The sequence below is a fragment of the Formivibrio sp. oc-25 genome, assembly GCF_055810895.1.
Genome location: NZ_JBVVOL010000003.1, coordinates 55,764 through 80,693, shown reverse-complemented (window position 1 = coordinate 80,693; position 24,930 = coordinate 55,764). Strand labels below are relative to the sequence as shown.

Below are 24,930 nucleotides of genomic sequence, written 5' to 3'. Positions count from 1 at the left end.
AGTTAATACTGGCCGTTTTTTTTATTCCGCATTGAAAATGCTACTTGTTTTCCCCGGACAGTACTGCCACCGTACTAGCGCGGTTGCGCCCTCCCTGCTTGGCCTGATACAGGCCGGCATCTGCCTGCGTCAGCAACAGCGATAACTGTTGACGCTCTGCCATGCTCGGCTGCATGGCCGCAAATCCGAGGCTGACCGTTACCCTGCCACAATCAGCTCGTTCATGCGCGATATCGAGTTGCCACACCTGCTCGCGCATTCGCTCGGCCACCCGGCAGGCACCGTCCAGATCGGTTTCCGGCAACAACACCACGAATTCCTCACCGCCATAGCGCGCAACCATGTCAGCCGAGCGTCCCAGGCTCAACAGCAAGGTTCGCGCGACCCCGCGCAGGCAAACATCACCGGCGCCATGACCATAGTGATCGTTGTAGGCTTTGAAATGATCGACATCGACCAGAATCAGGGCGAGCGATTTACCATCGCGCAAGGCACGGCGCCACTCGACTTCAAATCGCTCGTCAAAATTGCGTCGGTTGGGAATGCCAGTCAGACCATCGATCAGTGCCAGCCTTTCCAGCAAGTCAGTCTTCTGTTTGAGCGCCACATGATTGCGCACCCTGGCTTTTACCACCGGCAAACGATAGGGTTTGATGATGTAATCGACGGCACCCAGCCGCAGGCCATATTCCTCGGCCTCGGCATCGTCACGGGCCGTGACGAACATGACCGGGATATTCTGGGTGCGTTCGTCTTCCTTGAGTCGCCGGCAAACCTCATAACCGTCCATATCCGGCATCATCACATCCAGCAGGATCAGATCCGGCTGCGGGGTACGCTGCGCCAGGCGCAAGGCATCCTCACCCCGGCTGGCAATGCGAATGCGATATTCCGTCCGCAAGGCTTCCGCCAGGATCTGGATATTGGCCGCTACGTCGTCGACGACCAGTACGATGGGCCGATCTGCTTCGTCAATCATGTTTCCCGCATTCCCGGGCAAGTTCGTCAAGCGCACGCCTGGCCGCATCAAAATCAAAATCCGCCAGCGCACGGCGCAAGCGCTGCATCTGCGCCTGGCATCCGCAAAATTGTTCACTCAACCCCTGCAACAGTTGGTCTGGAACCAATTCCTGCTCATCCAGCAGTATAGCAAGCCGATCCAGCAAGGCTCGGCCCGCCTGCCGGTCAATCACGCATTCTGCCTGGGCTGCTTGCGGTTTCAGGCTACGGCAAAGCGTATGCAGCAGCGTATCCCGATCGACCGGCTTGGCCAGGTAATCGGTCATACCCGCAGCCTGGCAGGCTTCCCTGTCCTGCGGCAATACGGCGGCCGTCATCGCCACAATGGGTAAATCCCGCCAGCGTAGATCGGCCCGCAGCCGTTGCGTTGCTTCCAGACCATTCATGACCGGCATATGGATATCCATCAGCACGGCATCCACGGATTCACGCGCCAGAAAATCCAGTGCCTCCTGGCCATTGTTTACAACGAAAATGATGGCACCGGCCTGAACCAGGAATTCGCGTGCCACTTGCTGGCTGATCGCATCGTCCTCCACGACCAGTATCCGTGCGCCAGTCAGTGCCGCACAGGATTCGTGGCTTTTGTCTTCCAGCAGCATCAGTTCGATTGGCTGACGGACAGAGGAACCCGCCGGCACGCCGCCGCGCCATGTGAAGTAAAAACTGCTGCCAGCACCGATCACACTTTCCACGCAAATATCGCCGCCCATCATCTGCAGCAAGCGACGACTGATGGTCAAACCCAGACCGGAACCGCCGTAACGGCGGGTAATCGATCCATCGGCCTGACTGAAAGGCGAAAAAACATGTTCGATCTGCTCAGGCCGCATACCAATACCGGTGTCGCGCACCACGCCTTCCAGCACGACACTGCCGGCCTGCGCCTGCTGGCAGCCAAGCGAAATTTCGATTCGTCCCCGCTCGGTAAACTTGACGGCGTTGCCGAGCAGATTGCTCAAGACCTGGCCGATGCGCAGCGGATCACCGAGCAGTTTGGACGGGACAGTGGCATCCAGTCGATAGTTGATAAGAATGCCTTTGGCTTGCGCAGCCGGCATAAACAGATTGCAGATATTCTGCAGCACTTCCATCAGGCTGAATTCGACCGTTTCAATATCCAGCCGCCCGGATTCGATCTTTGAATAATCAAGGATGTCATTCAGGATGCCCAGTAAGGAACAGGACGATTGGTGGATCTTGTCCAGATAATCGCGCTGCCGCGCATCCAGCGCCGTGGTCAGCGCCAGTTGCGCCAGGCCGATCACGGCATTCATGGGGGTACGGATCTCATGACTCATATTGGCCAGAAATTCGCTCTTGGCGCGGTTGGCCTGCTCGGCCGCCTGTTTGGCCTGGCGCAGAACTTCTTCTGCACGCTTGAATTCGGACAAATCACTGGCCACCAGCAACAGCAGGCTCTCTCCGTGTAGACGGATACGAATCAAGTCGATAACCGGCCAGACTTCCTTGCCGAATGAAGTGGTAAACCGGCTTTCGAAATGCATAGCTTCGCCAGTTTCCAGCACATGCGCAGCCATCTCGGTCAGCCCGTTTTGGATGGAGGCGGGACTATGCAGCAGATCAAACCCGATCAGGGCGCCAGGCTCGGCCCCCATGATCTGTTCAGCGGCCTTGTTGGCCAAAACGATCTCACCATCGACATTCGTTACTGCGATACCGGAAGTGGTTCTTTCAATGATTTTCTGGCTGAGTTCACCCAGCTCGGCAATTTGCTGCTCTGCCTGCAAGCGTTCAGTCAGATCCACCCACATCACCAGATGTGCATTGCCAACTTTGCTGCGATGCGCCTCGAATATGCGGCGCTCACCCGACTTGCAACGCAACAGCACTTCTGTCGCTTGCATCGATTGCATATCCGATTTATCGGAAGATTGCCGTGCAGCCCGGTCGGCCTGACGGTCATGATCGACGCAGATCACCTCCTGCCAGTGTGGGCCCTGCCGGAGTTCTTCCAGCTCATAGCCCAGCACATCGCGGAAGCTGTTGTTCACGAATATCACGTGATCATCGTTTTCATCCGTGACCAGCACTGGCAACGGCGCCTGCTCGAACAATTGCTGCATCAGCCTTTGCGCTTCACGTACTTCAGTCACATCCACGCCAAACGAGATCGTGGTCATACCGGCTTCAGGAGCGTTCACCACGTTATTCTGCCAGGCGATAAGCCGGACTTCTCCCTCCCGGGTCAGAATCGGATTTTCAAACGTACGCGGCATGGTGTGCTGTTTTTCAAACTCCGACCACACCTGCGGGAAACGATCGCGCGGCACAACTAGCGAGAACCAGTCCTGACCCAGTACTTCATGCCGGGGAAAACCGGTAATCCGCTCTGCCGCTGCATTGAACAGCATGACCCGACCTTGCTGATCCAGACCTAGTACGATCACATTCGCGGTTTCAATCAGGCGTTCGGCGAATTCCTTGGCATGCTTGAGGGCATCCTGCATGCGCAGCCGCTCACGGATATCACGCGCAACCGTGAGAATTGCCCGTTCGCCTTCATACTCGACCAGTTGCACACTGACTTCCACCGGAATCCGGGTGCCATCCTTCGCCTGCGAAACAGAATTGAAAATAGCCCAGCCCTGATCCCCTATCAGGTGCAGCACCTGCTCTTCATTCAGGTAGGCATCCGGCGCGGTGACATCCAATGGTGAGCGCGCCAGCAACTCCTCGCGGCTGTAGCCAAGTCGCCTGCAGGCGGCCAGATTGGCGTCGGAAAAAGTCTTGTGCAATGGGCGCACCAGAATCGCATCGGCAGCACCATCGAACAAGGTACGGTAGTGCCGCTCGGAAAGTGCCAAGCGTTTTTCCGTCAACCGCCGTGCATGCACATCGCGCTCGATGGCTGTGGCCATGTCGTTAAAGACGCACGCCAGTTGCCGCAACTCGTAAAAACCTTTTTCCTCGACACGGACTGAATAATCTCCGGCGGCAACCTGGCCGGCCTTGCTGGCCATGATCTGTAAAGGCTTCGCCACATGCCGGGACAGCCAGATCATCAGCCAGAACAATGCCGATAACAACGTCAGCAGCAGCCCAAAGGCCAGCAGGATGCTGCGAGTCTGTTGCTGTTTGCGCCGTTCAAGTTGCGCGTTGATTTTCTGATCAACCTGCCTAAGAAATTGCTGCAGCGGATCAATGATCATGGCCCGCTCGTACAAATAGGCCGAACCGAACAGCAGTTGATTGGCCAAGGCAAAATTCGGCGTACCGGCTGCATGCTGCGCATCCGGGAAATGGCCATTGACGGCAGCCATGGCCTTGAGCTCGACATTTGCCAGCTTGTCATCACGCGCCAGAATGGACTTGAGCGTGGCCACCTCATCCGGATCAAGGTGATGCTGCTGCAGCAAATCCAGATAGGACACACGCTCGCCCTCCGTGGTCGGCCTTTCCTGCAGCGCGATGCGTCGATGCCAGTAACCGCTGTCGTAATGCTCGGGTCGTGGTGCGTTGCCGGCACGAATATCGATGATCTCGTGATAAAAGCGTTCGAACTGCTTGTCGCCGGTCGCGGCATAGGCCCGTGCCATCTGCGCCATCGCATCCGAAGTGCTGCGCAGTTCGTCCGCAAGACGATACAACTGCTCCCGACGCTCGTTGAGATCATGTGCTATTTGCTGGGTACGGCGGATATCGAGCAAGGTCGAGGCAAGTAACCCCAATGCACACAACATGACCAGTACGGATAACAAGAGCGGGGTTCTGAGTCTCACCGGCAACTCCACAAGCGAAAATCTGTCAGCAGGCATGTCCCCATGCGGGACAATAGCGGATAGTAGCCTGCCTGCCGTCGCTTTCCCAGCATCGAGGCAAGGACTATGCTCAACACATGCTCACCCTCCTGATTCGCTTTGCCCTGCGCAATAGCCTGTGTCATCGCCTGCGTTCATCGCTGACGATAGGCGGGATTTTTGTCGCCATTCTGGCGTTCGGCCTGCTGCGCACCGTGATTTCCGCCTGGTATGCCGGTGCAGAGGCAGCATCGGACAAGCGTCTGATCGTGCGCAGTGCGATTTCACTGATTGTGCCGCTGCCTTTGTCTTACGCCGAGAAGCTGCGCAGCATCGAAGGCGTCACCGCGGTCAGCGCCATGAACTGGTTCAATGGTGTCTATATCGACGAGCGCAATTTCTTTGCCCAGTTCGCAATTGATCCGACGCGTCATTTCTCGCTTTACCCGGAACTGGTTGTCGCGCCAGAGCAAATGCGCGCATTCCGGCTCGACCGGCGCGGCGCGATTGTCGGGCGCAAGCTGGCCAACCGCTATGGCTGGAAAATCGGCGATGTCATCCCGCTCAAGGGAACCATCTATCCCGGCACATGGGAGTTTGTCGTGCGCGGCATTTATTCCGGCCGGCATGCCAATACCGATGAAGGTCAATTCCTGTTTCAATGGGATTATCTGAACGAGCGCCTGAAACAGACCTCGCCGCTGCGCGCCAATGCAGTCGGCATCTATCTGATCGGCATACACGATGGACGAGATGCCGCCAGAATTTCACGACAAATCGACCTTGAATTCAAAAACTCCTACGCCGAAACCCTGACCGAAACCGAAAAAGCCTTCAATCTGGGTTTCATCGCCATGACGGGCGCGATAGTCAACGCCATTGAGCTGGTCTCATATGTCGTCATCCTGATCATCATGGCAGTCATGGCCAACACCATGGCCATGGCGGCACGTGAACGCGTGGCAGAATACGCCACACTCAAGGCCTTGGGCTTTTCACCGCTGACCATAGCCGGCCTGGTATACGCCGAATCACTGGCACTGACCGCGCTCGGTGCGGGCTTAGGCATCCTGGCAACCTGGCCGGCCGCATTGCTGGTGGGCAGCAAGCTGGACAATATTTTTCCCGTATTCAACGTTGCATCACAAACACTGTACCTGCAACTGGCCGCAGCCATCCTGGTTGGCACCTGTGCCGCAGTGATTCCGGCAGCCAAGGCCATGCGGATCAACATCGTGGCGGGATTGAGAGCGGTGGCATGACACACACCATCCCCCTGCCCTATATCTGGCGCAATTTGCTCGCCCGCAAATTGACCACGCTGTTGACTGCCAGCGGCATGGCGCTGGTCGTTTTCGTCTTTAGCGCGGTGCAGATGCTGGAAGCCGGATTGCGCGCCACGCTGGTCCAGACCGGCAGCGATGACAACGTCGTGGTCATTCGTGCCGCTGCGCAAACAGAAATTCAAAGCAGTATCGAACGCCATCAGGCCAGCATTCTGGAAAGCATGCCTCAGGTTGCGCGCGATCCGCAGGGCTATCCGCTCCTGGCACGTGAATGCCTGGTTTTGATTACCCTGAATAAGCAGCAGAGTGGTTCGCCGGCCAACGTCACGGTACGCGGCAGCAATGAAGTGGGACTGGCCTTGCGCCCACAAGTCCAACTGGCCAGCGGGCGCATGTTTCGATCAGGCAGTAATGAAATTATCGTCGGCAGCAGCATAGCCAAAGGCTTCGGCGGCGTCGGACTGGGAGAACGGCTCTCTTTTGCCCGACAGGAATGGCTGGTAGTCGGGGTTTTCGATGCGGGCAATACCGCTTTCAACTCGGAAATATGGGGCGACAACGAGCAAATCATGCAGGCCTTCCGTCGCTCACTGTATTCATCGGTGGTATTTCGCCTGACCGACTCCCGCCAGCAGGAGAACATACGCCAGCAATTGCTGCAGGATCGCCGGCTGAACCTGGAAGCCAAACGCGAAACACAATTTTATGCCGACCAATCGTGGATCATGGCTACCTTCATCCGCATACTGGGTCTGGTGCTATCGCTGATCTTTTCGGTAGGCGCAATCATTGGCGCCGTAATCACCATGTACGGCTCCGTGGCCAGCCGTACCGGCGAAATCGGCACGTTGCGCGCCATCGGCTTTCCGCGTCACAGTATTTTGCTGGCATTTCTTGCCGAATCACTGCTGCTTAGCCTGGTTGGCGGTGGCATGGGTCTACTGGCCGCCAGCGCCATGCAATGGGTCACGCTATCGACCATGAACTGGCAAACCTTTTCCGAACTGGCTTTCGGCTTCACCCTGACGCCGGCCATCATCAGCCGGGCACTGATTTTTTCAATACTGATGGGATTTCTGGGAGGTTTTTTGCCTGCGGTGCGTGCCGCAAGGCTGGAAATTGTCGATGCCTTGCGTGCCGCCTGATACTAGGCTCTGTTGGCGGGCTTGCGTAAAAAGCAATCAAACGTCAACAGAGCTTAGAGCGCCCGCCACAGAATCTGCGGCCAATCCTTGCCCGCCAGTTTGGGTCTGGCATGAAACACGTCGAAGCCCACCGCCTCGATCTTGCGCAGTAATTGATCCCCCGCCGCCACGATCGTACGGATCTCCAGACCAACCCGGCCGGGCAAACGCCGGCCAAGCGGTTTGCCTTCGTATAACAGGGCGCGCGCGCGGGCAACCTGGAATGCCAGTAACTCGCGCATGGCACTATCCATCTGGCCAGCTGCGATCTGCACCTCACCGACTCCGAAGCGCTGCAAATCCTCCTGCGGCAGGTACACCCGATCCTTTTGCCAATCGATGGCCACATCCTGCCAGAAATTGATCAACTGCAAGGCCGAGCAGATGCAGTCCGACTGGCGCAGGTTTTCCGGGCTGGCTTCGCCGAAAATATGCAGCAAAATGCGCCCGACCGGATCAGCCGAACGCCGGCAATAATCCAGAACCTCCACATAACTGTCATAGCGCTTCACCACCACGTCCTGCCTGAATGCAGAGAGCAGATCCTCAAACAGTTGCAACGGAATGGCATGTGCCTGGATATGCGGCACCAGGGCCGCAAATAGCGGCTGCTGCGGAATTTCCCCTTGTCCAATCTGGCGCAGCAACGCGCTGCAAAGATCCAGCGCAGCTAAACGCTCCTCGTTGCAGGCATCACCCTCATCGGCCAGATCATCGGCGTGGCGCGCAAAATGGTAGACGGCTGCCACTGCCGGACGAAAGCGAGCGGGCAACAGGATCGAACCAACCGGAAAATTTTCGTAATGACCAACGGATTGGTCAGAGGTCAAGGCAGGCATGGCTGTCAGGGAAAGATTGAGGAATCAAGGATAAAACAAAAAGGCGGGTTTCCCCGCCTTTTTTGCTGCGACTTGTATCGAGATGCGATTAGAAGTCGGTACGCAGGCTGACCGAAACGGTACCAGCACGCGAGCCGGTATCGCCACCAACACCCGTGGCTGTGCCAAAAGCACCATTGTTGTCGTTATCGATATAGCTTACACCAGCAAAAGCAGTGGTCTGCTTGCTGAGCGAGTAACGGGCACCCAGTTTAACCTGGTAAGCACCGTCATCCTGCTTCACACCGGCAACCTTGCTTTCATTGGCTTGCAAGTATTGAGCGATCACGGCCCACTTGCCAACACCATAGACAGCACCAGCGCCGAAGTAATCACGCTTGTAATCTTCTTGCGACAACTTTGCACGTTCCCAATGGGCGGTCAGCGACAGCGCATCGGTAACCTTGGCTACACCATCAAAAGCGAAAGAATTCAGTTTTTCACCCGGGGTGTTGTCGTAATCCTGCACACCCAGATAAGCACCTTCAACCGTGAACTTGTCATTACCCCAAGTCAGCAAAGCCGAATAGCCATGGTTATCATAGTTGGTCGCGCCAGTCTTTACACGACCACCGAAATCATACGCCACAGATGCCTGGAAACCACTGAACTTCGGCGAAACATACTTGGCAACATTGCTCTTACGTGAGCCGGATTCAACCTGATAGAACAAGGAATCTTCGGAGTTGGTCATCGCGCCATCCAGCACCGGCGAAATATTGATCCAGTCGCCGTAAGCATCGTTTTGCTTGCCGAAGCTCACGGTACCGAAACCACCTTCAACGCCCACATACTGATCGCGAGCACCCCAACCACTCGACGCATCGTTAGTACCATTGGCATTGGTTGAGCCGATACGGAAGGCATGTTCGCTCTTCCAGAAAACGGTCATGCCATTGTCCAGCTTGTCAGAGCCCATGAAACCAATACGAGAGTTTTCATCGATCAGGCGAACGCGGCTGATGTCAGCCGACTTGGAGTATTCGATACCGGTACGAGCGGAGCCGTAAACCGTTACTTCGGCCATGGCCGGTGCGGAAATCGCGACAGCTACAGAAGTAGCCAACAGTGCACGTTTAAACATGTTTTTATCCCTTTGTAGAATTTACTTTAACCAAGAGGCCATCAAATCAGGCCTGCAGACAAGATGGGAACGATTCACACCATCCTTCAATGCCAGCGTAGCGCCGGCCACAGAATGCCGCAACTTCATTGTAATTTTTACCCATAAACTGTCGCCGCGCCGCAACATTGCCGCAAACCCTAACAAAAAAGCCGCCTTTCGGCGGCTTTCGATTCTGAAAAAACTCAGAATTACTTGGCCATCACGCGAACCATTTCCAGAACCTTGTTGGAATAGCCCCACTCGTTGTCGTACCAGGCCACGAGCTTGACGAAGGTCTTGTCCAACGCGATACCGGCTTCGGCATCGAAGGTAGAAGTACAAACTTCGCCACGGAAGTCAGTAGCCACAACCTTGTCTTCGGTGTAGCCGAGCACGCCCTTCAGTTCGCCTTGCGAGGCAGCCTTCATGGCGGCACAGATTTCTTCGTAAGTGGCTTCGTTGTTCAGCTCGACAGTCAGGTCAACCACGGAAACATCGGAAGTCGGAACGCGGAAGGCCATGCCGGTCAGCTTGCCCTTCACGGCCGGGATCACCACGCCAACTGCTTTGGCAGCGCCAGTGCTGGACGGGATGATGTTTTCGAGGATACCGCGGCCGCCGCGCCAATCTTTGTTGGACGGGCCATCAACGGTTTTTTGCGTGGCAGTAGCTGCATGCACAGTGGTCATCAGGCCGCGCTTGATACCCCACTTGTCGTTGATCACCTTGGTGATCGGAGCCAGACAGTTGGTGGTGCAGGAAGCATTGGAGATGATGGCTTGACCGGTGTAAGTGCTGTCGTTCACGCCGTATACGAACATCGGGGTGTCGTCCTTGGACGGAGCCGACATGATGACCTTCTTGGCGCCAGCAGCGATGTGCTTTTCAGCGGTTTCCTTGGTAAGAAACAGGCCGGTGGATTCAACCACGATATCGGCACCTACTTCATCCCACTTCAGGGCAGCCGGATCGCGCTCAGCGGTCAGGCGAATCTTCTTGCCATTTACAACCAGCGTGTTGCCTTCGATGGAAACTTCGCCCTTGAATTTGCCATGCACCGAATCGTACTTGAGCATGTAGGCGAGGTAATCCGGCTCGAGCAAATCGTTAATACCAACGATTTCAATGTCAGAGAAATTCTGGACAGCAGCACGGAAAACCATGCGGCCGATGCGGCCGAAACCATTGATACCTACTTTGATAGTCATGCGTCATCTCCTGATAAGAGGATCAAAAAATCAAGTCGCGTAAGAATGCTACAATCTTTGCATCATACCTTTGCGCAACAACAAAAAACCTCGCAAATCTCGCCATCCCGCGCAACCGGTCAGGCCAATCGGCCAAGTTTCGCCGAAAAATCACTCACTGGCAAACAGACTACACCCACCCTGCTCCGAGCCGGTAGCATTTGCGCGGAACAATCCGAACATTTCCCGACCGAAACCGAGCGCATTGCGTGACAGATCCACCTGTACCGGTGCGCGTGCCTGCAACGCATCGTCGTCAAGCAAAACCTCCAGCGTGCCGGCTGCCGCATCCAGGCGCACCAAGTCACCGTCGCATACCTTGGCCAACGCCCCCCCCATGGCCGCCTCGGGCGTCACATGAATGGCCGCCGGCACCTTGCCAGACGCCCCGGACATACGACCATCCGTAACCAGCGCCACCTTGAAGCCTCGATCCAGCAACACACCCAATGCAGGAATCAGCTTGTGCAGCTCGGGCATGCCATTGGCACGCGGCCCCTGGAAACGCAGAATCGCCACAAAATCGCGATCCAGCTCACCACGTTTGAACGCATCAGCCACTTCCTCCTGATCATTGAAACAGATCGCTGGTGCCTCAATGATGCGGTTTTCCGGTTTCACGGCAGAAATCTTGATGACTGCCCGCCCAAGATTGCCCTCTACCAGCTTGATTCCGCCCTCTGTGCTGAACGCCTGGGCAAAGGGAGCCAGCACGGTATCGTCGGCACTTTGCTTGGCCACGGCTTGCCAACCCAGCACGCCATCTTTCAACACCGGCACCTCAGAGTAACGACGCAGGCCTTGACCAACCACTGTCTGTACATCCTCATGCAACAGGCCCGCATCCAGCAGTTCGCGAATAACGAAAGCCATCCCGCCGGCAGCATGGAACTCATTCACATCGGCAGGGCCATTCGGATACACACGCGCCAGCAAGGGCACGACTGACGAGAGTTCGCTGAAATCACTCCAGTCGATCAGAATGCCGGCAGCCCGTGCAATCGCCACCAGATGCAGCGTGTGATTGGTGGAACCGCCCGTTGCCAGCAAGCCGACAATGCCATTCACGATGGATTTTTCATCCACTACCCGACCCACGGGAATGTATTCCTTGCCCAGCACAGTCATCGCAGCCACCCGGCGTGCTGCAGCGGCCGTCAGCGCATCACGCAATGGGGTATTCGGGGCAACAAAAGCCGCACCGGGCAGATGCAGACCCATGATTTCCATCAGCATCTGGTTCGAATTCGCCGTACCGTAGAAAGTACAGGTGCCGGGCGCGTGATAAGTACCTTCTTCCGAGGCAAGCAGTTCGTCGCGGCTGACCTTGCCCTCGGCATACAATTGTCTCGTTCTGGATTTCTCGCTATTGCTGATGCCGCTTGGCATCGGGCCGGCCGGCACAAAAATCGCAGGCAGATGTCCGTAACGCAGTGCACCCATCAACAGCCCGGGCACGATCTTGTCACACACACCCAGACACAGGGTTGCATCAAACACATGATGCGAAAGGGCAATGGCCGTGGAAAGGGCAATCACATCCCGGCTGAACAGTGACAATTCCATGCCCGGGAAACCTTGCGTCACCCCATCGCACATGGCGGGCACCCCGCCGGCGACTTGTGCTGTTGCACCGGCTTCACGCGCAGCTGCTTTCAAGATGGCGGGGTAGCGCTCATACGGTTGATGTGCGGACAGCATATCGTTATAGGCCGTCACAATGCCGATATTGGGCTGGCGCATGGCCCGCAAAACCAGTTTATCCTCGCGCGGCGCGGCAGCCCAGGCATGGGCCTGATTGGCACAGCCCAGCACTTCACGAGTCGGCGATGTACTGGCCGCATGTTCGATCAGGGACAAGTACTGGCGCCTGGTCGCCTCGCTGCGACGGACAATGCGTTCGGTAACGGCAGATAGGGTGTGATGGACAGCCATGGGTTTGCACTCCCCCGTTCAAGCACGCAGTATTTGACTGACATGCAGGATTGGTCAGAAAATCGTAGTTTTACTACAGCAAGGCCGGCAATTCAACACGCTGGCGACAAAATGCAGCCATACGCCATTTTGATCCAGGCAATTGGCCAATCCTGATACAAACTGATCAGGCAAATGCATTGCTTTGCCGCACAGCGCAGCCATGTAGTAGGATAAGTGGAACTACACTACATTTACCTGGTCAGGCCTTGCAAATACAGCGAGTGCCCAGAACCCCATCCGCAGAACACAGGGTCACCTGGCAAGCGCGTTGTCACGGATAGCTACGAGGATTACCGATGAAAACACCACACTCCCCATTTGACATGGTCTTGTTTGGCGGCACGGGCGACCTGGTGATCCGAAAATTGCTGCCGGCCCTGTATCACCTGCACCGCGAATGCAAATTGGCGGAGGGTCGTATCATCTGCCTGGGCCGCTCGCAGCCGGATACCGCCGCCTATCTGGCCAAGGTATACCCTCAGGTCGAAGAGTATTTGGGTGATGATTTTTCCAGCCAAACCTGGGAATCCTTCTCCCGACGCATTGCCTTTTTGCAACTCGATGCCAATGCGGTGGAAGACTTTCATCAGCTGGGTAAATTGCTCGATGAGCACCCGAATCGCGCGCGCGTTTTCTATCTATCCACCAGCCCCGATCTTTTCTCCCGGGTCTGCAAAAATCTCGCCGACAGCGGCTTGAATCGCGGCAACACGCGGGTGGTGCTGGAAAAACCGTTGGGCCATGATCTGGCGTCCTCCAACAAGATCAACGACACCGTCGGCGCCTATTTCAGCGAAAAGCAGATCTACCGTATTGACCATTACCTGGGCAAGGAGCCGGTTCAGAATCTGCTGGCGCTGCGTTTTGGCAATACTTTTCTGGAGCCCTTATGGCGCCATGAATGGATTAGCGATGTACAGATCACGGTAACCGAGCAGGTCGGCGTGGAGAGCCGGGCATCTTTTTATGACCAGACCGGGGCACTGCGCGACATGGTGCAGAACCACCTGTTGCAGTTGCTGTGTATCGTTGCCATGGAACCGCCGGCCACCATTGATGCCGATGCAGTTCGCGATGAAAAGCTCAAGGTACTGCGCTCTCTCAAGCCACTCGATCCGGAAGGCTTGCTGACCAAGGTCGTGCGCGGGCAATACCGTGCCGGGGCAGCCGAGGGCAAGCCCGCCATCGGCTATCTGGAAGAACCAGGCGTCGGCACACACTCACGCACTGAAACCTTTGTCGCCATCAAGACTGAAATCAGCTCGTGGCGCTGGGCTGGCGTGCCTTTCTATCTGCGCACCGGCAAACGCATGGCAGAACGTCTGGCCGAGATCGTGGTGAATTTCCGCAAGGTGCCACATTCAATTTTTGGACGTCAGCCGATGACACCCAATCGCCTGGTGATCCGTTTGCAGCCTAACGAATCCGTCCGGCTTTACCTGATGGCCAAGCAGCCCGGCGACAAAATGCGCCTGAGCCCGGTCTATCTGGACCTGGATTTCAAGGAAGTATTCCAGACCCGCTCGCCCGAAGCTTATGAACGTCTGCTGATGGATGTCATTCGCGGCGACCTGTCGCTATTTGTCCGGCGCGATGAGCAAGCCGCCGCATGGAAATGGGTGGAACCCATTCTGGATGCCTGGGAAAACAATCCCGAGCCCCCCAAACCCTATACCGCAGGAACCTGGGGCCCTGCAGCCTCATCGGCATTGCTTTCGCGCGATGGCTTTTGCTGGCACGAGGAGGCCTGAACCATGGCGAACTCCGGCAAGCTGATCTGGCATGCGCAAGCTACGATTGCGGCACTGGATGAAGAATTGGCCACATTTGTGGCCGATCAGTTACGTGAGGCCCTGACCAGAAAAGGCCAGGCCAGCCTGGCAGTATCGGGCGGGCGCACGCCTGCCGGCTTTTTGCGCAAACTCGCCAACCAGCCGCTTGACTGGTCACATGTCACCATCACGCTAGTCGACGAACGCTGGGTACCAGCCGACCACGCTGACAGCAATGCGCGGCTGGTACGGGAAACCTTGCTGCAAGGCCCTGCTTCCTGTGCGTGCTTCATACCGCTTTTCAATGCCGCACCGAGTGCCTGCGAAGGTCAGTCGATCACCGAACAGCAACTGGCCAGGCTGAATTGGCCGCTGGATGTCATTGTGCTGGGCATGGGTGACGATGGCCACACAGCCTCATTGTTTCCGCGGTCACCCGAGTTACAAAGCGCGCTTGATTCCACCGATCACTGCCTTGCCATGACGCCGGTTACAGCCCCGCATGCGCGCATCAGCCTGACCCGTGCCGCCATCGTTTCCACCAAGCATTTGCTTTTGCATATCTGCGGTACCGGCAAGCGCGAACTCCTCGAAAAAACATTGGCAGGCCCGGCACCGGGGCTGCCGATCAGGCAAGTCATTGAAGCAGCACCGGCGACCCACATATTCTGGGCGCCATAAAGCAAGTTGAAATCCGTTTCGCAATAACAAGCTCTACATTGAAAACATCAAGAAAATACGCACCAGGACCTGACCATCATGCTAGAAAAAATACGATCCTCTCTCGATTCACTCAGTAAATCCGAACGCAAGGTTGGCGAATTGGCCTTGGCGCAACCCAATATGGTTGCCAATGCTCCGATCGCGCACATTGCCGAGGTAGCCAATGTCTCCCAGCCAACCGTTATCCGTTTCTGTCGCTCGCTTGGCTGTACCGGCCTGCAGGATTTCAAGTTGCGCCTGACGCGCAGCCTGGTCGCCGGCGTACCCTATGTCCATTCGACAGTCATGCCCGGTGATTCGGCGCATGATATTGCCCGCAAACTGTTCGACAGCAACATCTCGCACCTGATGCGCTGCCGCAACGAACTCGATACCGATGCGCTGGAGCGCGCCATCAATATCCTGGGCAATGCACACAAGATCGATGTCTATGGCCAGGGGCAATCCGGTGCGGTGGCCATCGACGCCCAGAACAAATTCTTCCGCCTGGGTGTGCCGACCATGTCCTACACCGACCCGCACATGCACGGCATGTCGGCCTCCATGCTCAAACCGGGTGATGCGGTGATCGCGATTTCCAATTCCGGCCGTACACTGGATCTGATCCGCTCGGTCGAAATCGCCCGCGATGCCGGCGCGGATGTCATCGGCATCACCCATTCCAAATCGCCCATGGCCAAGCGTTGCAGCGTCTGCCTGTTTGCCGACACCATGGAAGATCCGGATCTTTACTCCCCCATGATCACCCGCATCGTTCACCTGGTGATCATCGATGTGCTGGCAGTGGGTGTCGCCCTGAAACGCGGCCCGGAACTGATCGACCAGCTGGAAAAAATGAAGCAAAGCCTGAAGGACAAACGTATTCGTTGATTTGGGCATTTTGCAAAATCAGGTTCACATTTTCGTGAGCAATGACGAATACTGTTGAGTAGTGGGGGAAGGCTATTGGGCGAGTTGACCAAGACTGCCCTATTCCCCCATTGCTACAATCCAATCCCTGATGAGATCTGCCATGCCCAACCCAGTAAAACTCTCTGCCTGGTCTGAGCTTCAGGCGCATATCGCCAGCATTTCCAAGCATCATCTGCGTCAGCTTTTCGAAGCCGATCCAAAGCGTTTCGAAGCCTTTAGCCTGGAAGCCTGCGGCCTGTTTCTTGATTACTCCAAGAACCGAATCACGGCTGAAACCTTGCCTTTGCTCATCCAATTGGCCGAACAGGCAAGCGTTGCTGCACGCCGTGATGCCATGTTTGCCGGCGAGAAAATCAATTGCACCGAACAACGGGCAGTGTTGCACACTGCGCTTCGCAATCTGGGCAACCATCCGGTTCTGGTTGATGGCTGTGACGTCATGCCGGCAGTCAATGCGGTGCGTGAACGTATCGCGTGTTTTGCAGAATCCGTGCGTTCGGGCGCATGGCTGGGGCATACCGGGCAGGCCATCACCGACATCGTCAACATCGGTATCGGCGGCTCCGATCTCGGCCCGCTCATGGTTTGCCGCGCATTGCACCGCTACGCGCATCCGCAACTGAAAATGCATTTCGTCTCGACGGTGGATGGCGATCAGATCAGCAGCGTTCTGGCACGCGTCAACCCGGCCACCACACTTTTTATTGTGGCATCCAAGACATTCACGACCCAGGAAACGCTCACCAACGCGCATACCGCGCGGCGCTGGTTCCTGCAATCGGCGGATGCAAGCGCCATCGCCAAGCACTTTGTCGCGGTCTCGACCAATACCCAGGCCGTGACGGCTTTCGGCATCGATCCTGCCAATATGTTCGAATTCTGGGATTGGGTCGGTGGACGTTACTCGCTCTGGTCGGCCATTGGATTACCGATTGCCTTGTGCATCGGGCCAGAAAATTATGAAAAATTGCTGGCAGGTGCCCATGCCATGGACCGGCATTTTGTCGAAGCGCCACTGGCTCAGAACATGCCGGTATTGCTTGCATTGCTCGGCATTCTAAATAGGAATTTTTACCATTTCCCATCCTTACTGATTTCCCCCTACAATCAGGCCCTCGATCGGTTTCCGTCCTACCTGCAACAATTGGACATGGAATCCAACGGCAAGACCGTGGACCTGGATGGTCAGCGCATTGTCGACTATGAAACCGGGCCGATCGTATGGGGAGATTCGGGCATCAACGGTCAGCACGCTTACTACCAGTTGTTGCACCAGGGCAGCCAGGGGGTCGGCATCGATTTCATTGCCTCGATCGAACACCCCGATGCACCGGCACCGCATGGGCCAATTCTGATGGCGAATTTTTTCGCTCAGACCGAAGCCTTCATGCGCGGCAAGAATGAAGCGGAAGTCCGCGCTGAACTGACGGCACAGGGCTTGAGCGGTGAAGCACTTGAAAAACTGCTGCCACACAAGATATTTGAAGGAAATCGTCCCAGCAACACGATTCTGATGCAGAAACTGGCACCGGAAACGCTGGGCGCACTGATCGCCCTGTATGAGCACAAGGTATTTGTGCAAGGCACGATCTGGAATGTGAACTCCTACGACCAATGGGGCGTGGAGCTTGGCAAGCAGCTTGCCAAAACAATAGAACAAGAATTGATCGCATCAGAGCCGGCTACCCGCCACGATGCATCAACCAACGGCCTGATCAATTTTTACAAAAAACGCCTGACCGGTGTTTGATCAAGGCCAAGAAAGGAAGCGCGCCTAAGCAGCGCGCCTCGTCCACCCACTAAAGCAAGGTACAAACTATGGCAGAGCAGCATCACGACCACGACCCGCAAGAAACGCGTGAGTGGCTGGATTCGCTTGGCAGCGTTCTGGAGAGAGAAGGCAGCAGCCGCGCACAATTCTTGGTAGAACAGGTCATCAAGCAGGCTCGTATTGATGGCATCAATATTCCGTTTGACACCACAACGCCTTACGTCAACACCATCCCGGCGAGCATGGAGGCCAAGAACCCCGGCAACGCCCAGTTTGAAGAACGCATCCTTGCCTACACCCGCTGGAATGCAGCAGCCATGGTGGTCAAAGCCAACCGTGGTGAAGGCGAGCCAGGCGGCCATATCACTTCGTTTGCTTCTGCCGCTACTTTATATGATGTGGGCTGGAACCACTTCTGGCATGCCCCGTCGGAAAATCACGGCGGCGATCTCGTTTACTTCCAGGGCCATTGCGCACCCGGCATGTACTCGCGTGCCTTCCTGGAAGGCCGTATCAGCGAAGACCAGCTCAACCTGTTCCGCCGCGAAGTCGGTGGCAAGGGCTTGTCCTCCTACCCGCACCCGTGGCTGATGCCGGATTTCTGGCAGTTCCCGACCGTATCGATGGGCCTGGGCCCGCTGATGGCCATCTACCAGGCCCGCTTCATGAAATACCTGGACGACCGTGGCTTCAAGCAGAAAGGCAACCGCAAGGTATGGTGTTTCTGCGGCGACGGCGAAATGGACGAACCGGAATCGCTCGGCGCCATCTCACTGGCTGGTCGTGAAAAGCTCGACAATCTCGTGTTCGTGATCAACTGCAACCTGCAACGTCTGGATGGCCCGGTACGTGGTAATGCCAAGATCGTGCAGGAACTGGAAGGCAACTTCCGCGGTGCCGGCTGGAACGTGATCAAGGTGCTGTGGGGCTCCAACTGGAACGCACTGCTTGAGAAAGACGTCAACGGCATCCTGCAAAAACGCATGATGGAAGTGGTCGACGGCGAATACCAGACTTACAAGTCCAAGGATGGTGCCTACGTTCGCAAGCACTTCTTCGGCAAGTATCCGGAATTGCTGGACATGGTCTCCGACATGACCGACAGCGACATCTGGCACCTAACCCGCGGCGGCAACGACATGCCCAAGGTCTACGCCGCCTACAAGGCAGCAACCGAGCATACCGGTCAGCCGACCCTGATCCTGGCCAAGACCGTGAAGGGTTACGGCATGGGTTCGGCCGGAGAATCGCAGAACGTGGCGCACCAGACCAAAAAATTGTCTGATGATGACATGATCTACCTGCGCAACCGCTTCAACATCCCGCTGTCCGACGACGAAGCCAAGGCTTGCAAATTCTACCTGCCGGCAGCCGATGCGCCTGAACTGAAATACATGCACGAACGCCGTGCCGCGCTGGGTGGTTACATTCCGTCGCGCAAACCGGTTAACGAATCGCTGCAAGTCCCGGGCCTGGATGCCTTCAAGGCACTGCTCGATGCTACCGGCGAGCGTGAAATGTCCACCACCATGGCCTTCGTACGGATGTTGAACGTGCTGGTCAAGGATAAGACCGTCGGCAAGCGTATTGTCCCGATCGTCCCGGATGAATCGCGCACCTTCGGCATGGAAGGCATGTTCCGCCAGCTGGGTATCTGGTCGCACGTTGGCCAGCTCTACACGCCACAGGATGCCGACCAACTGATGTTCTACAAGGAATCGAAGGAAGGCCAGATTCTGCAGGAAGGCATCAACGAAGGCGGCGCCATGGCAGACTGGATCGCCGCAGCGACCTCGTATGCCAACCACGGCGTCACCATGATTCCGTTCTACATCTATTACTCGATGTTCGGCTTCCAGCGTATCGGCGATCTGGCCTGGGCAGCGGGCGACATGCGTGCACGCGGCTTCTTGATCGGCGGCACCGCCGGGCGTACCACGCTGAATGGTGAAGGTCTGCAACACCAGGATGGTCATGGCCACCTGTTCGCCGAATTTGTCCCGAACTGCGTTTCCTACGATCCGACCTTCCACTACGAGCTGGCCGTCATCGTGCAGAACGGCATGAAGCGCATGTATCAGGATCAGGAAAACATCTACTACTACCTCTCGGTGATGAACGAGAACTACAGCCATCCGGCCATGCCGGAAGGTGCTGAAGCCGGCATCCTGAAGGGTATGTACCTGTTCCAGGAAGGCGCCAAGGCTGATCAGAAGGTACAGCTGATGGGCTCCGGTACGATCCTGCGTGAAGTCATTGCCGCTGCAGATTTGCTCAAGAATGATTTTGGTGTAGAAGCCGACATCTGGTCTGCTCCGAGCTTCAACGAACTCTATCGCGACGGTATTACCGTACAGCGCGAGAATTTGCTGAACCCGACTGCTGCGCAGAAAACAGCCTATGTGACCGAATGCCTGCAAGGGCGTACCGGCCCGGTGATTGCTGCGACCGACTACAAGCGCACCTATGCCGAACAGATCCGTGCCTTTGTGCCGAATCGCTTCGTCACTCTGGGCACCGATGGTTTTGGTCGTTCCGACAGCCGCGCACAACTGCGCAAGTTCTTCGAAGTCGACCGCTACAGCGTGGCCCTGGCCGCCCTGAAGGCCTTGGCAGACGATGGCAAGATCGGCGCAGAAAAAGTAGCCGAAGCCATTGCCAAATACGGCATCGACACCAGCAAACCGGCACCGTGGACAGTGTAAATCAGTGAGGCGTGAGGTGTGAGGCGTGAGGAGCAACCCCGCCGCACACCAAACGCAAGAGGGGTGTTCACCTCACCCCTCACTCCTTACTCCTGACAGGAAGAGAACATGAGCAACGTGATTGAATTGAAAGTTCCGGACATCGGCGGCAGCAGCGATGTGGATGTCATCGAAGTATCGGTTAAAGTAGGCGACAAGATTGAGCTTGAGCAATCGCTGATCACCCTTGAAACAGACAAGGCCAGCATGGAAGTACCGGCTACCAGTGCCGGCGTAGTGAAGGAAATCAAGGTCAAGGTTGGCGACAAGGTTTCCGAGGGCAGCGTGATTCTGTTGCTGGAATCAGCCGATGCTGCTGCCGCCGCGGCACCGGCCGAATCGGCTCCGGCTCCGGCACCTGCCGCAGCCAGTGCAGCACCCGCACCGGTTGCCGTGACACCAGCAGCCGCTCCGAGCGCAGCGCAAACCGCACAGAATGAAAGCCAGCGCATCGCGCACGCCAGCCCATCAGTGCGCCGCTATGCGCGCGAGCAGGGTATCGATCTGGCCAAGGTTGTAGGCTCTGGCCCGAAAGGCCGTATCCTGCATGAAGACCTGCGCAAGTACCTGAATGCACCGGTTACCCCGGCCGCCGCACCTGCTGCAGCCGCTGCGGGTACCGGCGTTGGCCTGGATCTGCTGCCATGGCCGAAGGTCGATTTTGCCAAGTTTGGCCCGATCGAATCCCAGCCGCTGTCGCGCATCAAGAAGATTTCCGGTGCCAACCTGTCGCGCAACTGGGTCATGATTCCGCATGTCACGTTCAATGACGATGCCGACATCACCGACCTGGAAGCCTTCCGCAAGGACATCAGCAAGGAATGGGAAAAGGAAGGCGTCAAGCCCTCCCCACTCGCCTTCATCATCAAGGCCGCCGTGGATGCGCTCAAGCAATTCCCGGAATTCAACTCCAGCCTGGATGGCGACAACCTGATCCTGAAGAAGTACTACAACATCGGCTTTGCCGCAGATACTCCCAATGGTCTGGTCGTTCCGGTGATCAAGGATGCCGACAAGAAGGGCATCAAGCAGATCACCAAGGAACTGGGTGAATTGTCCAAGCTGGCTCGCGAAGGCAAGCTCAAGCCGACCGACATGCAAGGCGCCACCTTCACCATCTCCAGCCTGGGCGGTATTGGCGGCACTGGCTTCACCCCGATTGTGAATGCGCCGGAAGTCGCTATTCTGGGTGTCTGCAAGTCGCAGATGAAGCCGGTCTGGAACGGCCGCGAATTCGAGCCGCGCCTGATGTGCCCGCTATCGCTCTCCTTCGATCACCGCGTGATCGATGGCGCCGCTGGCGCGCGCTTCACCGTATACCTGGCCAAGCTGCTGGGCGACCTGCGCCGCCTGATCCTTTAACAGAAGTGAGGCGTGAGGTGTGAGGTGTGAGGGGTAAAACCTGACACCTCTTCTTCACGCTAGGGGTATACACCTCACCCCTAACTCCTAACTCCTCACAGGAAGAAGACATGAGCACCGTAATCGAACTGAAAGTACCGGACATTGGCGGCCACGATAACGTGGACGTGATCGAAGTATTTGTCAAAGCTGGCGACCAGATCAATGTGGACGATTCCCTGATCACCCTCGAAACCGACAAGGCCAGCATGGAAGTGCCGTCTACCGCTGCCGGTATCGTCAAGGAAGTGAAGGTCAAGGTTGGCGACAAGATTTCCGAGGGCGGCGTGGTTCTGCTGCTGGAAACTGGCGCAGCTGCCGCTTCCGCTCCGGTTGCAGCCATTCCCCAAGCCGCTGCCACCCCTGCCGCCGCCATCAATGGCGAGCTGATCGAATGTGATGTGATGGTTCTGGGCGCAGGCCCCGGCGGTTATACCGCAGCCTTCCGCTCGGCCGACTTGGGCAAACGCGTGGTACTGATTGAACGTCATCCGACGCTCGGTGGCGTCTGCCTGAACGTAGGCTGCATTCCGTCCAAGGCGCTGCTGCACGTCGCCAAGGTCATGACCGACGCCGAAGAAATGCGCGAGCACGGTCTGGAATTCGACAACGTTCGCATCAACATCGACAAACTGCGTGGCTTCAAGGATAGCGTGGTCGCTCGCCTGACCAAGGGTCTGGCTGGTTTGGCCAAGCAGCGCAAGGTCAATGTTGTGAATGGCGAAGGCAAGTTCACCTCGCCGCACACCATGGAAGTGCGCGGCAATGATGGTTCGGTCAAGACCATCAAGTTCCAGAATGCCATCATTGCAGCCGGCTCCACGCCGACCAAGATCCCGGGCTATCCGTATGATGATCCGCGCGTCATTTCCTCCACCGGCGCACTCAAGCTCACCGAAATTCCGAAGCGCATGCTGGTGGTTGGCGGTGGCATTATCGGCCTGGAAATGGCCTGCGTTTACTCGGCACTGGGCACCAAGATCAGCGTGGTGGAACTCGGCGATGGCCTGGTTCCGGGCGCTGACCGTGACGTGATCAAGGTGCTGGCTGACCGTATCGGCAACCGCTATGAAGCCATCATGACCAAGACCAAGGTTGCCAAGGTCGAAGCCTTGCCGGAAGGTCTCAAGTGCTGGTTTGAAGGCGACTGGGCTCCGGCCGAGCCGCAAGTCTACGACAAGATTCTGGTTGCCGTGGGCCGCCGCCCGAACGGCCACCTGATCGGTGCGGAAAATGCCGGTATTGCAGTGGATGAACGTGGCTTCATCAATATCGACAACCAGTGCCGCACCAACGTACCGCACATCTACGCGATTGGTGACGTAACCGGCAACCCGATGCTGGCCCACAAGGCTACGCACGAAGGCAAGTGCGCCGCCGAAGTCATCGCTGGACATGCATCCTTCCTCGACTTCCGTGCAATTCCGGCCATCGCCTACACCGATCCGGAAGTGGCCTGGGTGGGTCTGACCGAAACCGCAGCCAAGGCGCAAGGCATTCCGTACGAGAAGGCCGTGTTCCCGTGGGCAGCTTCCGGCCGCGCTCTGGGTAACGGTCGCGACGACGGTCTGACCAAGATTTTGGTCGACCCGGAAACCAAGCGCATCCTCGGCACCGCCATCGTTGGCGTAAATGCTGGCGAACTGTTGGGTGAAGCTGTCTTGGCCTACGAAATGGGCGCGGATATCGAAGACATCGCCATGACCGTACACGCCCACCCGACCTTGTCGGAAACCGTGGCCTTTGCTGCTGAAATGGCGCATGGCTCGATCACTGACTTGTACGTACCCAAGAAGCGTTAAGTACTGCCAAGTACTACTGCATACAAACGCCCCAGCCTGTTGGCTGGGGCGTTTGTGTTTGTTGCAGCAATCGGTTGCCGTAGGACGGGTTTCAACCCGTCGCGGTGGTCATATCCGGCATCAGCGCCGACGGACTAAAGTCCGTCCTACGAGAGTAGCTGCGACTAGAACCCGCTTGGATACAACTTGGTAAACCTGCCGGATTTACATCCAGGCAAGCCCTTTTTTAAAGGCAAGGTAACCCGATATCGGCCAGAATATCGAAAGGCCGGACCTTTGGTCATCTCACCTTACCAACTTGTCACACATCAAAGACTATAAAATAGGCAATAAAACGCTTGAATAAGGCAGCTTTGGTCATATTATAATGCCAGTCACCTGACCATTCCTGCCGGCCAACCCTCACCAACGCCGCAGCTATGCGATGCTAATCAACGCTAGGAGTACCTCATGCAGATCGATATCCGCCAATCCTGTAACGCCGCCTACACCAAAACGCTGGACACCGAAGGCTTGCGTCGCGAATTCCTGGTCGAACAAATATTTGTTGCCGACCAGATCACTATGACCTACAGCCACGTCGACCGTATCGTGTTTGGCGGCATCATGCCGGTCAGCAGCGATATCGCCATGCCGGATCTGGGCAAGACCTATGGCACCGCCTACTTCCTGGAACGCCGCGAACTGGGCCTGATCAACATCGGCGGCGATGGCGTGGTCGTGGTGGATGGCACCGAGTACGACGTCAAGGCCGAAGAAGCCCTCTATGTTGGCAAGGGCAACAAGGATCTGGTTTTCAAGAGCAAGGACAGCGCCAATCCGGCCAAGTTCTACTACAACTCCACTCCGGCCCACGCCGCCTATCCGATCAAGAAGGTAACGATCGAGCAAGCTTCGCCGCAAACCATGGGTGAAACCAAGACATCCAACCGCCGCACTATCTATAAATACATCGTGCCGGGCGTGGTGGATTCCTGCCAACTGATCATGGGCCTGACCAAGCTGGACGAAGGCAGCCTGTGGAACACCATGCCGTGCCACACGCACGAGCGCCGGATGGAAGTTTATTTCTACTTCAACATGAACGCGGATGGCATCGTCTTCCACATGCACGGCGAACCGACCGAAACCCGTCACATTGTGATGCGCAACGAGCAGGCCGTAATCAGCCCGAGCTGGTCTATCCACTCCGGCGTAGGCACACAAGCCTATACTTTCATCTGGGGCATGGCCGGCGAAAACCAGACCTTCCCGGATATGGACCATGTTGCCATGGCAGACATCAAGTAATTAACCTTTTGCAGCAAGGCCGGCTTGCCGGCCCCTCCTTCCAACACATAAGGAATC

16 protein-coding genes are annotated in these 24,930 nt (G+C 56.7%); 10 read left to right on the top strand and 6 right to left on the bottom strand.

Annotated elements, in window-relative coordinates; translation table 11 throughout:
- Positions 1–40: 40 nt before the first annotated feature.
- Together AC0KVQ_RS02920 and AC0KVQ_RS02915 are read right to left on the bottom strand one after the other, a co-directional pair.
- On the bottom strand, positions 41–979 hold the full coding sequence (locus AC0KVQ_RS02920) for a diguanylate cyclase (protein WP_473419623.1): 939 nt from the start codon (positions 977–979) through the stop codon (positions 41–43).
- Positions 972–4,763: a PAS domain S-box protein gene (locus AC0KVQ_RS02915; RefSeq protein WP_473419622.1), complete on the bottom strand. Its 3,792-nt coding sequence runs from the start codon at positions 4,761–4,763 to the stop codon at positions 972–974. Before AC0KVQ_RS02915 ends, AC0KVQ_RS02920 begins: the two co-directional genes overlap by 8 nt.
- Positions 4,764–4,879: 116 nt before the next feature.
- Here AC0KVQ_RS02915 and AC0KVQ_RS02910 point away from each other — a divergent pair, with 116 nt between their 5' ends.
- Both AC0KVQ_RS02910 and AC0KVQ_RS02905 read left to right on the top strand, forming a co-directional pair.
- Positions 4,880–6,043 (top strand): ABC transporter permease, encoded by a 1,164-nt coding sequence (locus tag AC0KVQ_RS02910; RefSeq protein ID WP_473419621.1) that lies wholly within the window; start codon positions 4,880–4,882, stop codon positions 6,041–6,043.
- Complete coding sequence (locus AC0KVQ_RS02905) at positions 6,040–7,212, top strand: ABC transporter permease (RefSeq protein WP_473419620.1); 1,173 nt, start codon at positions 6,040–6,042, stop codon at positions 7,210–7,212. The genes AC0KVQ_RS02910 and AC0KVQ_RS02905 overlap by 4 nt, the downstream gene beginning before the upstream one ends.
- A gap of 53 nt (positions 7,213–7,265) precedes the next feature.
- On the opposite strand, the gene hpnC is transcribed toward AC0KVQ_RS02905, so the two are convergent.
- From hpnC to edd, 4 genes are all read right to left on the bottom strand, one after another.
- Positions 7,266–8,090 carry a squalene synthase HpnC gene (hpnC, locus tag AC0KVQ_RS02900; protein WP_473419618.1) on the bottom strand — a complete coding sequence of 275 codons (825 nt, stop codon included), beginning with the start codon at positions 8,088–8,090 and terminating at the stop codon, positions 7,266–7,268.
- An 88-nt stretch (positions 8,091–8,178) separates the two neighbouring features.
- A complete protein-coding gene (locus AC0KVQ_RS02895; RefSeq protein WP_473419617.1) occupies positions 8,179–9,213 on the bottom strand; it encodes a porin in 1,035 nt (344 codons plus the stop codon).
- Between the two features lie 230 nt (positions 9,214–9,443).
- Complete coding sequence (gene gap / locus AC0KVQ_RS02890) at positions 9,444–10,442, bottom strand: type I glyceraldehyde-3-phosphate dehydrogenase (protein ID WP_473419616.1); 999 nt, start codon at positions 10,440–10,442, stop codon at positions 9,444–9,446.
- A gap of 150 nt (positions 10,443–10,592) precedes the next feature.
- Positions 10,593–12,416: a phosphogluconate dehydratase gene (edd, locus tag AC0KVQ_RS02885; RefSeq protein WP_473419615.1), complete on the bottom strand. Its 1,824-nt coding sequence runs from the start codon at positions 12,414–12,416 to the stop codon at positions 10,593–10,595.
- A gap of 338 nt (positions 12,417–12,754) precedes the next feature.
- Between edd and zwf the strand changes: the two genes are divergently transcribed.
- From zwf to kduI, 8 genes are all read left to right on the top strand, one after another.
- Positions 12,755–14,209 (top strand): glucose-6-phosphate dehydrogenase, encoded by a 1,455-nt coding sequence (zwf, locus tag AC0KVQ_RS02880; RefSeq protein WP_473419614.1) that lies wholly within the window; start codon positions 12,755–12,757, stop codon positions 14,207–14,209.
- A gap of 3 nt (positions 14,210–14,212) precedes the next feature.
- Complete coding sequence (pgl, locus tag AC0KVQ_RS02875; RefSeq protein ID WP_473419613.1) at positions 14,213–14,911, top strand: 6-phosphogluconolactonase; 699 nt, start codon at positions 14,213–14,215, stop codon at positions 14,909–14,911.
- Between the two features lie 78 nt (positions 14,912–14,989).
- Positions 14,990–15,823, top strand: a complete 834-nt coding sequence (gene hexR / locus AC0KVQ_RS02870; protein WP_473419612.1) for a transcriptional regulator HexR — start codon at positions 14,990–14,992, stop codon at positions 15,821–15,823.
- Positions 15,824–15,965: 142 nt separating this feature from the next.
- Positions 15,966–17,615: a glucose-6-phosphate isomerase gene (pgi, locus tag AC0KVQ_RS02865; protein WP_473419611.1), complete on the top strand. Its 1,650-nt coding sequence runs from the start codon at positions 15,966–15,968 to the stop codon at positions 17,613–17,615.
- Positions 17,616–17,683: 68 nt separating this feature from the next.
- The gene (gene aceE, locus AC0KVQ_RS02860; protein WP_473419610.1) at positions 17,684–20,341 is read left to right on the top strand and encodes a pyruvate dehydrogenase (acetyl-transferring), homodimeric type; all 2,658 of its coding nucleotides are present in this window, start codon (positions 17,684–17,686) and stop codon (positions 20,339–20,341) included.
- A gap of 108 nt (positions 20,342–20,449) precedes the next feature.
- Positions 20,450–21,742: a dihydrolipoyllysine-residue acetyltransferase gene (aceF, locus tag AC0KVQ_RS02855; RefSeq protein WP_473419609.1), complete on the top strand. Its 1,293-nt coding sequence runs from the start codon at positions 20,450–20,452 to the stop codon at positions 21,740–21,742.
- Positions 21,743–21,852: 110 nt separating this feature from the next.
- Positions 21,853–23,583, top strand: coding sequence for a dihydrolipoyl dehydrogenase (lpdA, locus tag AC0KVQ_RS02850; protein WP_473419608.1), 1,731 nt, complete (start codon positions 21,853–21,855; stop codon positions 23,581–23,583).
- A gap of 450 nt (positions 23,584–24,033) precedes the next feature.
- On the top strand, positions 24,034–24,873 hold the full coding sequence (gene kduI, locus AC0KVQ_RS02845; protein WP_473419607.1) for a 5-dehydro-4-deoxy-D-glucuronate isomerase: 840 nt from the start codon (positions 24,034–24,036) through the stop codon (positions 24,871–24,873).
- The last annotated feature ends 57 nt before the right edge of the window (positions 24,874–24,930 follow it).

Bases quoted from the DNA above. Each gene is read 5' to 3' on its own strand.
- aceE (WP_473419610.1), top strand. From the start codon at position 17,684: ATGGCAGAGCAGCATCACGACCACGACCCGCAAGAAACGCGTGAGTGG.
- pgl (WP_473419613.1), top strand. From the start codon at position 14,213: ATGGCGAACTCCGGCAAGCTGATCTGGCATGCGCAAGCTACGATTGCG.
- AC0KVQ_RS02905 (WP_473419620.1), top strand. From the start codon at position 6,040: ATGACACACACCATCCCCCTGCCCTATATCTGGCGCAATTTGCTCGCC.
- lpdA (WP_473419608.1), top strand. From the start codon at position 21,853: ATGAGCACCGTAATCGAACTGAAAGTACCGGACATTGGCGGCCACGAT.
- hpnC (WP_473419618.1), bottom strand. From the start codon at position 8,090: ATGCCTGCCTTGACCTCTGACCAATCCGTTGGTCATTACGAAAATTTT.
- aceF (WP_473419609.1), top strand. From the start codon at position 20,450: ATGAGCAACGTGATTGAATTGAAAGTTCCGGACATCGGCGGCAGCAGC.
- AC0KVQ_RS02910 (WP_473419621.1), top strand. From the start codon at position 4,880: ATGCTCACCCTCCTGATTCGCTTTGCCCTGCGCAATAGCCTGTGTCAT.
- hexR (WP_473419612.1), top strand. From the start codon at position 14,990: ATGCTAGAAAAAATACGATCCTCTCTCGATTCACTCAGTAAATCCGAA.
- edd (WP_473419615.1), bottom strand. From the start codon at position 12,416: ATGGCTGTCCATCACACCCTATCTGCCGTTACCGAACGCATTGTCCGT.
- AC0KVQ_RS02895 (WP_473419617.1), bottom strand. From the start codon at position 9,213: ATGTTTAAACGTGCACTGTTGGCTACTTCTGTAGCTGTCGCGATTTCC.
- zwf (WP_473419614.1), top strand. From the start codon at position 12,755: ATGAAAACACCACACTCCCCATTTGACATGGTCTTGTTTGGCGGCACG.
- gap (WP_473419616.1), bottom strand. From the start codon at position 10,442: ATGACTATCAAAGTAGGTATCAATGGTTTCGGCCGCATCGGCCGCATG.
- kduI (WP_473419607.1), top strand. From the start codon at position 24,034: ATGCAGATCGATATCCGCCAATCCTGTAACGCCGCCTACACCAAAACG.
- pgi (WP_473419611.1), top strand. From the start codon at position 15,966: ATGCCCAACCCAGTAAAACTCTCTGCCTGGTCTGAGCTTCAGGCGCAT.
- AC0KVQ_RS02920 (WP_473419623.1), bottom strand. From the start codon at position 979: ATGATTGACGAAGCAGATCGGCCCATCGTACTGGTCGTCGACGACGTA.